General features: G+C 62.8%; 11 protein-coding genes. 5 read left to right on the top strand and 6 right to left on the bottom strand.

Features of this window, described 5'->3' with window-relative positions:
* Nucleotides 1–9: 9 nt before the first annotated feature.
* The 3 genes from NHH73_03325 to hppD all read right to left on the bottom strand — a co-directional run bounded on the left by NHH73_03325 (nucleotide 10) and on the right by hppD (nucleotide 6010).
* Nucleotides 10–975 (bottom strand): UPF0149 family protein, encoded by a 966-nt coding sequence (locus NHH73_03325; protein ID USX27346.1) that lies wholly within the window; start codon nucleotides 973–975, stop codon nucleotides 10–12.
* Nucleotides 976–1186: 211 nt separating this feature from the next.
* Nucleotides 1187–4762 (bottom strand): indolepyruvate ferredoxin oxidoreductase family protein, encoded by a 3576-nt coding sequence (locus NHH73_03320; protein USX27345.1) that lies wholly within the window; start codon nucleotides 4760–4762, stop codon nucleotides 1187–1189.
* A gap of 129 nt (nucleotides 4763–4891) precedes the next feature.
* The gene (hppD, locus tag NHH73_03315; protein ID USX27344.1) at nucleotides 4892–6010 is read right to left on the bottom strand and encodes a 4-hydroxyphenylpyruvate dioxygenase; all 1119 of its coding nucleotides are present in this window, start codon (nucleotides 6008–6010) and stop codon (nucleotides 4892–4894) included.
* Nucleotides 6011–6135: 125 nt separating this feature from the next.
* Between hppD and NHH73_03310 the strand changes: the two genes are divergently transcribed.
* The 5 genes from NHH73_03310 to NHH73_03290 all read left to right on the top strand — a co-directional run bounded on the left by NHH73_03310 (nucleotide 6136) and on the right by NHH73_03290 (nucleotide 8218).
* Nucleotides 6136–6657 (top strand): Lrp/AsnC family transcriptional regulator, encoded by a 522-nt coding sequence (locus tag NHH73_03310; protein USX27343.1) that lies wholly within the window; start codon nucleotides 6136–6138, stop codon nucleotides 6655–6657.
* A 157-nt stretch (nucleotides 6658–6814) separates the two neighbouring features.
* Nucleotides 6815–7270 carry a hypothetical protein gene (locus NHH73_03305; protein ID USX27342.1) on the top strand — a complete coding sequence of 152 codons (456 nt, stop codon included), beginning with the start codon at nucleotides 6815–6817 and terminating at the stop codon, nucleotides 7268–7270.
* Nucleotides 7267–7506 (top strand): hypothetical protein, encoded by a 240-nt coding sequence (locus tag NHH73_03300; protein USX27341.1) that lies wholly within the window; start codon nucleotides 7267–7269, stop codon nucleotides 7504–7506. Before NHH73_03305 ends, NHH73_03300 begins: the two co-directional genes overlap by 4 nt.
* Before the next feature lie 123 nt (nucleotides 7507–7629).
* Nucleotides 7630–7863, top strand: coding sequence for a hypothetical protein (locus NHH73_03295; protein ID USX27340.1), 234 nt, complete (start codon nucleotides 7630–7632; stop codon nucleotides 7861–7863).
* A gap of 55 nt (nucleotides 7864–7918) precedes the next feature.
* Nucleotides 7919–8218 carry a hypothetical protein gene (locus NHH73_03290; GenBank protein ID USX27339.1) on the top strand — a complete coding sequence of 100 codons (300 nt, stop codon included), beginning with the start codon at nucleotides 7919–7921 and terminating at the stop codon, nucleotides 8216–8218.
* On the opposite strand, the gene dsbD is transcribed toward NHH73_03290, so the two are convergent.
* The 3 genes from dsbD to NHH73_03275 are packed head-to-tail and all read right to left on the bottom strand — an operon-like array spanning nucleotide 8208 to nucleotide 12168.
* On the bottom strand, nucleotides 8208–10079 hold the full coding sequence (gene dsbD / locus NHH73_03285; protein ID USX27338.1) for a protein-disulfide reductase DsbD: 1872 nt from the start codon (nucleotides 10077–10079) through the stop codon (nucleotides 8208–8210). The two genes, NHH73_03290 and dsbD, sit on opposite strands and share 11 nt — an antisense overlap.
* Nucleotides 10076–10981, bottom strand: coding sequence for an FAD:protein FMN transferase (locus NHH73_03280; GenBank protein USX27337.1), 906 nt, complete (start codon nucleotides 10979–10981; stop codon nucleotides 10076–10078). Before NHH73_03280 ends, dsbD begins: the two co-directional genes overlap by 4 nt.
* Nucleotides 10975–12168, bottom strand: coding sequence for a DUF3570 domain-containing protein (locus NHH73_03275; protein USX27336.1), 1194 nt, complete (start codon nucleotides 12166–12168; stop codon nucleotides 10975–10977). Before NHH73_03275 ends, NHH73_03280 begins: the two co-directional genes overlap by 7 nt.
* Nucleotide 12169: the final 1 nt, after the last annotated feature.

The following is a 12169-nucleotide window of genomic DNA, read 5'->3' as shown; positions in this document are numbered from 1 at the left end:
GCCTCCTCCTCAGTGCAGTGTTGATGGCGCCGTCGGCGTATCGCCACAGCATTTTTTGAATTTCTTCCCGCTGCCACAAGGACAAGGATCGTTGCGCCCGACCTTTGGTGCCGCCCGGACGATAGGCATTGCCGGCATGGGTGCGTCGCCGGGCATCGCTCGCCGCGCTGTCCAATAGGCTGCGATCTCCACCAAGGACGGCACGATGACATCGATCCACCGGTCGGCATCGCCTTGCTTGTCGGTGTTCGCCATGCCGTCTCCGGTCCCCAAGCGCATGAATGGCTCGAACCAGGCCGGCCGTTCGGCGGCAAGCAGGTTCCACGCGCGCTCATTAAAATGGAGCCCCGAGAGGAATCCATCCGACCATTCGGCGGCGCCGTAGCCCGTGCCGCGCATGAACACGGGCTCGAAACCGGCAGGATCGGTATTGAAAGCCTCGACGACCGCGTTGTAATGCCGCATCAGCAGCGAAAGGACACGATTGGCCTGGGCGTTGTTGTCGAAACCGGGCTCGTTGAGGCCTTCGGCATGGTCCCATACCCAAGGCAACCACGCGGACGGAGGAATCAGCCCGGGACCGATGGCGATCGCGGCAAGATAGCCGTCGAGCATCGCGAGATTCATCGACGTCGATTCGATCGATTCGTCGGCAAGAAAATCATCAAGCTCGCGCAGTTCGGCATCGGACAGGCCGTGCATGCGTGGATTGCGCTCGTCCTGGCCCGCCGGCGGGCCGATCACCGCGTCGATGCCCTGTTCATCGATGGTGCGCATGACCTCGTCCAGCGCCGACTGGTCGGTCGGGAAGGGATCATTCCAAACGGTCGAGTTACCATGCTCGTCGACCACCTCGAGTATCCAATCTTCATTTTCCGCGCGATAGATTTCCACCTCAACATTCCTGCCGTCACGGCTTACTGTCCCATTCAGAGGGGAATAGATGAGGGGCAAGTCGTCGTCGATATCGGTCACTTTTTTCAATCCTCCTTATCGTGCTAGTTGGTGCTTCTAAAAGGGGAGAGCAGGGAAACAGGGGAATTGTACGCTAAGGATTTTCAGGCTTGCTCGGCGCACCTCCGCTGGGAAGTCCAGTACGCTGCAGGAAGCGAGTGCCCAATTGCAACGCAAAATGGGCGGACATAGAGTCCGCCCATTCATGCGATGCAATGCGGTGCGGCCGGTATCAGGCCGCGTGCGTATGGCTATCGACCGGCACCGGCGCGACCGGCTTGCCGAAAGCGGCCAACAACGTCGCCTCCTTCTGCTTGGCCGACTTCAGGTGCCGCTCCTTCACATGCCCATACCCGCGAATATCCTCGGGGATGCTGGCGATGGCCACCGCCTGCGCCAGGTTCTCCGCCGTCAGCTTGGGCAGCAACGAGGCCACCGTCTGGCGATACTCGCCGATCAGCGCGCGCTCCATCTTGCGCTCGGCCGTGTAGCCGAAGACGTCCAGCGCCGTGCCGCGCAAGCCCTTGAATTTGGCCAGCAGGCCGAACGCCTTCATCATCCACGGGCCGAATTCCTGCTTGATCAAGCGTCCCTGCGCATCATGCTTGGCCATCAGCGGCGGCGCCAGGTGGAACTTGAGCTTGATGTCGCCCTCGAACATGCCGGCGATCTTCTGCTGGAACGCGCCGTCGGTGTACAGGCGCGCGACTTCATACTCGTCCTTGTACGCCATCAGCTTGTAGTAGTAGCGCGCCACGGCCTCGCTCAGGCGGGTCGACTTGCCCAGCTTGGCCTCCTCGGCGCGCACCTGCTCGACGAACGCCTTGTACTGCTGCGCATAGTCGGCGTTCTGGTACGCGGTCAGCAGTTCGACGCGGCGGTTGACGATATCGTCGAGCGTCTGGATGCGTTTAAATTCGATCACCTTCGCCGGCGTGGTCAGTTTGGTGACCGAACCCAGATCATGCGCGGCGGTGCGGCCCCAGTGGAAGGCGGCCTTGTTGAAGTTGACCGAGATCGCGTTCAATTCGATCGCCTTGATGATGGACGCTTCGCTCAGCGGCACATGGCCCTTCTGGAACGCGTAGCCCAGCATGAACATGTTGGTGGCGATCGAATCGCCCATCAACGCGGTGGCGATCTGGCCGGCGTCGACGAAGTCCACATGGTCGTTGCCGCAGGCGCGCACGATCTCGCTGCGCGAGCCGGCGTCCGGGAACTGCCAGTCCGGATTCTTGACGAAAGCGGCGGTCGACGAGCCGGTCGAGTTGATCATCGCGTGGGTGCGGCCCTCGCCCATGCGCGACAGGGCGTCGCGGCTGGCGGTGACGATCAAATCGCAGCCGATCACCAGATCGGCGCTGCCGGTGCCGACGCGGGTCGAGTGCAAATCGGCCTGGTTGTCGGCCAGGCGCACGTGCGACATGACCGGACCGCCCTTTTGCGCCAGTCCGCTCATGTCCAGCACGATGGCGCCCTTGCCTTCGACGTGCGCCGCCACGGCCAGGATCTGGCCGACGGTGACAACGCCGGTGCCGCCGATGCCGGTGATCAGGATGCCGTACGGCGTGTCCGTCGACGGCAATGCCGGCATCGGCAAGACGGCAGCGGGCGCGTCGCCCGTCGCCGCTTTTTTAGGCTTTTTCAGCGCCCCGCCTTCGACCGTCACGAAACTCGGACAGAAGCCGGTGGTGCACGAGAAGTCCTTGTTGCACGACGACTGGTTGATCTGGCGCTTGCGGCCCAGTTCCGTCTCCAGCGGCTCCACCGACAGGCAGTTCGATTGCACCGAACAGTCGCCGCAGCCTTCGCACACGGCTTCGTTGATGACGGCGCGCTTGGCCGGATCCGGATACTCGTTGCGCTTCCGGCGGCGGCGCTTCTCGGAGGCGCAGGTCTGGTCGTAGATCATCGCCGACACGCCAGGCTTGTCGCGCAGTTCGCGCTGCACGTCCATCAATTCGCTGCGATGGCGCACGGTGACGCCTTCCGCCCATTTGTAATCGGACGGGTACTTCTCCGGCTCGTCGGTGACGACGATGATCGGCGTCACGCCTTCGGCCGCGATCTGGCGCGAGATCATGCCTGGATCGAGCGGCCCGTCGAACTGCTGGCCGCCGGTCATGGCGACGGCGTCGTTGAACAGGATCTTGTAGGTGATGTTGACCTTGGCCGACACCGCCGCGCGGATCGCCAGGATCCCGGAGTGGAAGTAGGTGCCGTCGCCCAGGTTGGTGAAGACGTGCTTCTCGTTGGTGAACGGCGCCTGGCCGACCCAGGTCACGCCCTCGGCGCCCATGTGGGTGAAGGTCGACGTTTCGCGGTCCATCCACAGCACCATGTAGTGGCAGCCGATGCCGGCCAGCGCGCGCGAGCCTTCCGGCACCTTGGTCGACGAATTGTGCGGGCAACCGGAGCAGAAGTACGGCGTGCGGTCGGTGTCCGGATTGGCCTTGGTCGGCAGCGTCTTGAGCGCCAGCTCCTTGGCTTCGAGGAAGGCGACGCGCTGTTTGACGCGCTCCGCCACCGGATGGCCGTCGCAGTAGTGGGCGATGCGCGAGGCGATGGCGCGCGCGATCTGCGCCGGGTTCAGTTCATAGGTGGCCGGCAGCAGCCAGTCGCCGTGGCCCGTCTTGCCCTTGTTGCTCCATTCGCCGGTGTCGTCGAACTTGCCGACCACGCGCGGACGCTGGCCGTCCGGCAGGTTGTACAGTTCCTCCTTGAGCGCGTACTCGAGGATCTGGCGCTTCTCTTCCACCACCAGGATCTCGTCGAGGCCCTTGGCGAATTCGTGCACGCCGTCCGCCTCCAGCGGCCAGGTCATGCCGATCTTGTACAGGCGGATGCCGATGTCGGCGGCGGCCTGCTCGTCGATGCCCAGATCGGCCAGCGCCTGGCGCGTGTCCAGGTAGGATTTGCCGGCGGTGATGATGCCGATCTTCGGCTTCGGGCTGTCCCAGATGATTTTATTCAGCTTGTTGGCGCGCGCATACGCCAGCGCGGCGTACCACTTGTAGCTGTTCATCCGCACTTCCATATCGAGCACGGTGTCGGGCCAGCGGATATTCAGGCCGCCGGCCGGTAGTTCGAAGTCGGTCGGTAGCTGGATCTGCACGCGGTCCGGATCGAAGTCCACCACGGCGCCGGACTCGATGATGTCGGTCACGCACTTCATCGACACCCACAGGCCGGTATAGCGACTCATGGCCCAGGCGTGCAGGCCGTAGTCGATGTACTCCTGCACCGACGACGGATACAACACCGGAATGCCGCAGGCGTTGAGGATGTGGTCAGACTGGTGCGCGGTGGACGACGATTTGGCCGCGTGGTCGTCGCCGGCCAGTACCAGCACGCCGCCGTGCTTCGCCGAGCCGGCGTTGTTGGCGTGCTTGAAGACGTCGCCGCAGCGGTCGACGCCGGGGCCTTTGCCGTACCACATGGAGAAGACGCCGTCGTATTTGGCGTCCTTGAAAAGGTTGGTCTGCTGCGTGCCCCACACCGCCGTGGCGGCCAGGTCTTCGTTCATCCCGGGATGGAATTTGACGTGGTGGGCATCGAGGTACTTCTTGGCCTTCATCGCCGTCATGTCGACGCTGGTGACGGGCGAACCGCGATAGCCGGTGATGTAGCCGGCGGTGTTGAGGCCAGCCTTGAGATCGCGTTCGCGCTGCATCATCGGCAGGCGTATCAGCGCCTGGGTGCCGGTCATGAAGGCGCGGCCGCGCTCCAGCGTCCATTTGTCGTCGAGCGAAATGTCGTCCGAGTGGGTGCCCGGGTCCAGCAGCGTACCCTTGTGAGGTGCGTTCATTAATGTCTCCAATATTCTCTGAAATACTGAACGCGGCAGGACCGGATAGGCCCTGCCGCGCGATTGCCGGTGCTCCGTTCTATGCGGTGCTACCGGCGGTTTTTCCTGCGATTTCTACTACTATAAGCCTTATGCGGGCGCTTTAGCCGGATCTTGCAGCACGCCGCGCTTGATCTGATCCAATTCGATCGATTCGAACAACGCCCGGAAGTTGCCCTCGCCGAAGCCTTGGTCGCCCTTGCGCTGGATGATCTCGAAGAAGATCGGGCCGATCACGTTCTGCGTGAAGATCTGCAGCAGCAGTTCACGCTCGTTCTCGTTGCTATGGCCATCGATCAGGATGCGCAGGCGGCGCAGGTCTTCCAGGCGCTCGCCGTGGCCCGGAAGGCGGCGGTTGACCAGCTCATAGTAAGTCTCGATGGTGTCCTGGAAGGCGATGCCGGTCGTCTTCATCTTCTCGATCGACGTGTAGATGTCGTCGGTGCCCAGCGCGATGTGCTGGATGCCCTCGCCGTGGTACTCGTCGAGGTACTCGGCGATCTGCGATTTATCGTCCGACGATTCGTTGATCGGAATCCGCACCTTGCCGCACGGGGAAGTCATCGCTTTCGACTTCAAGCCGGTCAGTTTGCCCTCGATGTCGAAGTAGCGCACCTCGCGGAAGTTGAACATCTTCTCGTAGAAGTCCGCCCACTCCTTCATGCGGCCGCGATGGACGTTGTTGGTCAGGTGGTCGATATAGGTCAGGCCATTGCCGACCGGGTTGGCGTCCGCGCCGGGGATGGCGACGAAGTCGACGTCGTAGATGCTGATGTCGCCGATCGATCCCTGCTCGCCGTTGTTTTTACCGCGCCAGCGGTCGACCAGATAGATCAGCGAGTCGCCCACGCCCTTGATGGCGGGGATGTTCAGCTCCATCGGGCCGGTCTTGTTGTCGAAGCCCCAGGCGCCGAGGTCCAGCGCGCGCTTGTAGGCGGCCGCCGCGTCCTGCACGCGGATCGCGATCGCACACACGGACGGGCCGTGGTGGCGCGCAAAGCGTTGCGCGAACGAATCCTGTTCGGCGTTGATGATGAAGTTGATGCCGCCCTGGCGGTACAGCGTCACGTCCTTGTGACGGTGGCGGGCGATGGCGGTGAAGCCCATGCGCTCGAACAGCGCGCCGAGCGCTTTCGGGTCGGGGGCGGCGTATTCGACAAACTCGAAACCGTCGGTTCCCATCGGGTTGTCCCAAGGCTGGAATTGCATGCGTGTCTCCTCGTTAGAATAGCGCCAGTATAGTCCCGGCCACCGGGCATTAAATTGCAAACAATTCGCGCCCACGGCCATTTTGAGCAATAATATTGCCTCAACACTGAATTATCGAGGGATTTATGACCAAAATTGCGCTGGATAAAACCGACCGTAAGATTCTGTCCATCTTGCAGGCCGACGGCCGGCTGTCGAACCAGGACGTGGCCGAGCTGGTCGCGCTGTCGCCGTCGCCGTGCCTGCGCCGCATCAAGCGGCTGGAGGAGGCGGGCGTGATCCGCCAGTACGTGGCGCTGCTGGACCCGGACAAAATTGGCCTGGGGTTGCTGGCATACGTGAATGTACGGCTGGAGAAGCACAGCGACGCGGCCGCGCACAGCAACGCGCGCGCGCTGGGCGCGCAAAACGCGCCGGCCTCGCCGCGCGCCGATTTCGCGGTGTCCGTCGAGCAGTGGCCGGAGGTGGTGGCCTGCTACGCGATGACGGGGGAGATGGATTACCTGCTGCGCGTGCACGTCGAGGACATGGACCACTTCTCGCGCTTCATGATGGCGACGTTGCTGCGCCATCCGGCGGTGCTGGACGTGAAATCGAGCTTCGCCCTGCAGCGCATCAAGGACACGACCGCCCTGCCGCTCGTATAGTCTTAACAGCGGCAACAAACGAATATATTCGGATTGATTCCGAATCTATTCCGCCCGCCCGATCTTTCATGCCATCGGGCGGCACGATGACCCAAACAATCCGTGCGCTCGGCACGCTGTAAGTCAGCAACGAGTACCCACGCGGACGGTCATCGCAATGAAAAAGGCAGACTTCCCTCCTCTCTGGCCGCCAGGGATTCACCCCGTGACACTGGACGAACTGCAAGCTGTCGCCGTCACGCCTTTCTTGGCGGATGCGCGCCGGGCGATACTATTTGCTTCGTTTAAACAGTGGATTCAAAAACTTCAGTCCTTTGAAGTACACGCTATACTTTGGATCGACGGCTCGTTTTTAACGGCCAAAATTGGCCCGGATGATATTGATTGCATCATGTGGAACCCAAGCGCCGGGATCGATCTAACAGATGATCAAAAGCTTGAAGTTCGCGCGTTGACCGACCGCAATACGGTTGGCAGGCGCTTCCATGTAGATTTTTATATGGAAGCGCCAAGCCCCGGCGAAACGTTGCGCCGGCACGCATATTTCAAGGGTTTGTTTGGTTTCCAGCACGACGGCAAGACGCCGAAGGGCTTTGTGGAGTTGAGAATATGAGCATCGAATTTCTCAGGAACCATGCTCGTGTGCTCCGCGAATTTGCGGCTGCCACCACCACACGCGCGGCACTGCATCCCGATGACTTTTGGTTGCAGATCGCCGCAAAGAATCAACAACAGGCCGCCCGCGACGCAATGCAGGCGCTTGCCGCCGCCTGCGCCCAGGAAGCAGGTGAAGCCGGCACGCAGGAACCGTTCAAGGGCCAGCTTGTCGATATCGAGAAACTCGACTAAGTCGTGGACGGCGCCCCGTGAAATCGATCTTCGCCCTGCAACGCATCAAGGACACGACCGCCCTGTCGCTGGTATAAAGAAGAGTGGCCGGCCGATGTCCGGCTTCCTTTGCTGGAGGCAATCATGTTCTACCTCACAACCTATCTTTCGGACGAAACTATCCGAGACATTTGCAAGAACTTATACGTCAGCATAGACGAGAATCCAATTCTCTCGGATCGGAGCAAATCCATCCTGAAATCTGTGGAGTATTCGCCTGCCGACCTTAAGAAGATAGTGGCGGCGCTGGCAAAAGAGCGTGTGACGGATGGAGTTCGTTTCGATCTGCATGCTCCCGGAGAATTTAGAGAGTTTTAAGCAGCGCGGTGCAAATCTCGCCAGGGATTTTGCAAGAAAATCTCTGGAAGCAAAAATGAATGAAATCGTCGAGCAGGTCGCTCAATCCGAGCTGATGCGACAAATACTGAGTCTTGAGCGAGTCGTGGCTGTAGGATTCGAGCGAATCGACCAAAAATTCAACGAGAAAAAATCGCTTCGGGCTTGGGGCAGAGAGATGGCGACCGCCCTGATTGCCGGCCTCGGCATCATACTAGTTATTGGCCTCTTGTTTAACGGCTACCTGCACTTTGCAGCGATCAACGCCACCGCCGAGCAAGCGGTGGGCATTGATATCGAACGTCAGCAGAAAAACCCCGGCCCGCTCAAGAAGTGAAATGGCGGTTCAAGTGCTGCAGGAACGGCTCTGCCGCCATGAAGCCGATCACGCGGCTGTTCGGAATCTCCTTGCCGCCGTTGAAGAAGATCAGGCCCGGTGGACCGAACAGGCCGAAACGCTTCATCAGCGCCTTGTCGTCGGCGTTGTTGGCGGTGACGTCCACTTGCAGCAGCATCACCTCCTTCATCTTGCCGCTGACGGCCGGCTTGGAGAAGGTGAACCGCTCCATCTCCTTGCAGGCCACGCACCAGTCGGCGTAGAAGTCCAGCATCACCGGCTTGGTGCTGGTGGCCAGGATCTGATCCAGTTCGGCCACCGTCTTGATGCGCGTGAAGTGCGCCTCACCGCCGGCCGCTGCGCCACCACCGGCGCCACCCTCGGCGCGGGCGATCGTCAAATGCCCCAGCGGCTGCAACACGTCGCGGCCGGCGCTGGCGGCGCCGGTCAACTCGAACAGCCCGACCAGCAGGAAGGCCAGTCCCAGCGTCTTGCCGACATAGGCGCCCAACCCAGCGCCCTTCGGAATGCCGTCGAACACGTGCAGGAACATGGCGCACAACAGCGCGAACACGCCCCACATGATCATCATCGTCGTCACCGAGAACACCGGCGTGACCATCCAGATGGCGACCGCGATCAGCAGCAGGCCGAAGACCTTCTTGACGCCGTTCATCCACGCACCGGCGCGCGGCAGCAGGCTGCCGGCCGACAGGCCAGTCAACAGCAGCGGCACGCTCATGCCGACCGCCATCGAGAACAGCGCCCAGCCACCGGTCCAGACGTTGCGCGTCTGGCTGATGTAGAGCAGCGCGCCGGCCAGCGGACCGGCCACGCACGGACCGACGATCAGCGCCGACAGGGCACCCATGATGAACACACCGGCGAATTTGCCGCCGCCCATATTGCCGCTGGTGGAGCTCAAGCGGCTTTGCAGGCTGCTTGGCAGCTGCAACTGATAGACGTCGAACATCGACAGCGACAGCGTGAACAGCAAGGCACCGAAGGTCAGCAGCACCCACGGTTTTTGCAGCGCGGCGGCCAGGCCTTCGCCTGCCAGGCCGGCGCCGACGCCGAGCGACGTGTAGACCAGCGCCATGCCAAGGCTGTACGCCAACGCCAGCATGAAGCCGCGGCCACGCGAGACATTGCCTTCGCCGACGATGATCGACGACAGGATCGGCACCATCGGCAGCACGCACGGCGTGAACGACAGCAGCAGGCCGAAAATCAGGAAGGCGAGGCCGATGCGCCACGCGCTGCCGCTTTGCAGCGTGCGCTGGGCAAGGGAGCTGTCATCTTCCGGCGCGGCGGCCGAAGCGGATGCCGTCGTGGATGCCGCAGCGGCGGCTGGGCCGGGAGCGGCGGCGGTCGCCGCGTCAACGGCGACCGGCTCGATCGCCGTCAGCTTGCCGGGCTTCCTCGGGTCGACACGGTAGCTCTGCTCCGCCGGCGAATAACACAAGCCGGCGTCCGCGCAGCCCTGGTAGCCGACCAGCAGCGTGTACGGCTCCTTGGCAGCCACCGGGAGATCGACCACCAGCGTGTCCTGGTAGGTCTCCATCTCCTTGTTGAAATTGGTGTCGAACTTGCGTATGCCGTTCGGCAGCACCGGCGCCGTCACCTGCGCGCCGTCGGCGGCGTTGAAGCTCAGACGATCGCGGTACAAGTGGTAATCCTTGGCGATCTTCCACGTCAGCCGTACGGTCTTGGCGTCCAGCGCCTCGGCGCTCAGTTTGAAAGCCTGGTCAGGCTCGAGAAAATCGCCGGCCCGCACCTGGCTACCCGCAAACAGCGCGATGAGCGCCACCAGCATCGTCGCCAGCATCTGCAAACGCACCATCCATTTTTGTCGTTTCATGAGATATCCCTATACAACATCTGCCCCTGATCATCGATGGTCAAATAACCCATGTCAGAGGCGTTCAGAAAATTGAGTCCGCCCTGCTGTTTCAGCATGGCGATCGTCGAACAACTACCTGCCGCTATCGCCATCGGCGCCATCACGCTCACCGAGCGCCAGTGCCGCACCGGCATGCCGGTGCGCGGATCGAGGATGTGGCAGTAACGCTGCCCATCCAGTTCAAAATAACGTTCGTAGTCGCCGCTGGTGGCCAGCGCGCCCTGGCTGATCGGAATACTGGCGACCACTGCGTCGGGATCGCGCGGGTCCTGTATGCCGATGCTCCAGGGGCGCCCGTCCAGGCGGGGGCCGATGAAGCGCATGTCGCCGCCCAGGTTCACATACCCGTGCCGCACGCCGGCCTCCATCAACAAGGCCGCCGCGCGGTCGGCCGCGTACTCCTTGCCGAAGCCGCCGAAGTCGATCTCCATGCCGGCTTCGCGAAGATGGACCGCCTCGCCCTCGCACGCCACCTTGTCCCAGCCGACCAGCGCCAGCAACGGTTCCAGCACCTCCGGCTTCGGCACGCTCGGCCGGCGGAAATCCCAGGCCTTGCGCAGCACGCCGGAAGTGATGTCGAACAGCCCCTCGCTGGCGCCGTACAGCGCGGCGGCGTAGGACATCAGCGCCATGGTCTCCTTGTCGCAGACCACCGGCCCCCTGTCCGCCCCAGCGCCGGCGTTAATCCGCGAGACGATGCTTTCGGGCCGGTAGCGCGAGTACTTCTCTTCTATCCTCCGCACCTCCGCCACGGCCTGCCGCGACAGCAGCTCGGCCGTGTGGGCGTCGGACGCGGCCAGCCGGATCTCGCAACGGCTGGCCATCGCGTCGAACGCGGTGCGGTGGATCGCGTCTACCATTGCCGGTTGACCGCGATCTGGAAGGTCTGCGCGCGCAACGGCTCGAGTCCCGGGCTGCCGGAGTGGAACGCGCGCCAGCTGCCGCGCTGCTGGTAGGCCGAGGCCTTGACGTCCACCGACCACAGCTTGTCGATCTGCTTGCTGACCTTGAGCCCCACGGTCACCGCGCCAAAGCCGGACAGGCGCTGGTCGGCCGACGACAGGCCCGGATTGGCGGCGTTGAAGCCCGGCGGGAACGGCGTACCGAACACCGGATCGTAGACCGGGTCGTAGTAGAAGTCCGCCGCGCTCTGCGTGTAGAGGCGCACTTCCGGCGTCACCGTCCAGCCCTGCGACAGCGGCTGCACATATTCCTGCGACAGCGTATGCCCGCGCACGCCGAAGCTGTCGCGGTAGTAGCGGTAGGAGCTGCGGCTGATGCCACCGGTCGATTCGATATGGTGGTTCCAGCGCAGCAGCACCGTGTTCTCGTTGCGGCTGCGCGGGCGGTTGTCGAAGGCCTTGTACGGATCGGAGAAGAAGCCACGGCCACGGTCGTGCGCCAACGTCAGTTGCACCACGTCGTTCTTGGTCAGCACCTGGGTCACGCCGACCAGCAGGTTGGTGGTGTTCTTCTTCGCGCCGACGACGGCGCCGCCGGTGGAATTGATCTCGTCGTTGGAACGGCCGAAGCCCGCCGACCACGTGGTGTTGCGGTCTTCGCTCTCGAAGGTTCCCTGCAGCGACAGCGCGCGCGACACGTAGTCATGCTCGGTCGAATAGCTGGCGCCGACCGACACGCTGCCGCGATCGAGGTAGCGCTTGAGCGAGACGTCGCCGGCCTTGCGGTCGTCGTTCATGCGCGAGGCGCCGGAGACGGCCGTGTGGTAGCGCGGCGAGGCGCCCGACACGTCGTCGGTCACGGCCGAGGCGCTGATGCTCCAGACGCCGGCCACCGGCGCCATGATGGACACCGACGGCGCGTGCACGCGGATGCGGTCCATGTCGGACTGGCTTTCGCGATAGTCAAGGTAGCCGATGCTGATCACGCCGTTGGTCGGCGGCGCCTCGGCGTGGGCCTGCACGCCCGGCAGCATCAGCGCCGCCGCCAGGATCGAACCGGCCAGCGACGTTGCCGGGGATGGCGCCGAAGATGAGGACATCGACGGCTGGCCGTCGTCATGCATGGTGATGTTTTTGCTCGTCATA

The organism is Oxalobacteraceae bacterium OTU3CINTB1 (assembly GCA_024123955.1).
In the GTDB taxonomy this organism is placed as follows: Bacteria; Pseudomonadota; Gammaproteobacteria; order Burkholderiales; family Burkholderiaceae_D; genus Rugamonas.
This window is presented reverse-complemented; position numbering and strand designations above follow the sequence as displayed.

Coding starts and splice junctions, on each gene's coding strand:
- NHH73_03320 (USX27345.1), bottom strand. CDS start 4,762: ATGAACGCACCTCACAAGGGTACGCTGCTGGACCCGGGCACCCACTCG.
- NHH73_03295 (USX27340.1), top strand. CDS start 7,630: ATGTTCTACCTCACAACCTATCTTTCGGACGAAACTATCCGAGACATT.
- NHH73_03300 (USX27341.1), top strand. CDS start 7,267: ATGAGCATCGAATTTCTCAGGAACCATGCTCGTGTGCTCCGCGAATTT.
- hppD (USX27344.1), bottom strand. CDS start 6,010: ATGCAATTCCAGCCTTGGGACAACCCGATGGGAACCGACGGTTTCGAG.
- NHH73_03305 (USX27342.1), top strand. CDS start 6,815: ATGAAAAAGGCAGACTTCCCTCCTCTCTGGCCGCCAGGGATTCACCCC.
- NHH73_03280 (USX27337.1), bottom strand. CDS start 10,981: ATGGTAGACGCGATCCACCGCACCGCGTTCGACGCGATGGCCAGCCGT.
- NHH73_03310 (USX27343.1), top strand. CDS start 6,136: ATGACCAAAATTGCGCTGGATAAAACCGACCGTAAGATTCTGTCCATC.
- NHH73_03290 (USX27339.1), top strand. CDS start 7,919: ATGAATGAAATCGTCGAGCAGGTCGCTCAATCCGAGCTGATGCGACAA.
- NHH73_03275 (USX27336.1), bottom strand. CDS start 12,168: ATGACGAGCAAAAACATCACCATGCATGACGACGGCCAGCCGTCGATG.
- dsbD (USX27338.1), bottom strand. CDS start 10,079: ATGAAACGACAAAAATGGATGGTGCGTTTGCAGATGCTGGCGACGATG.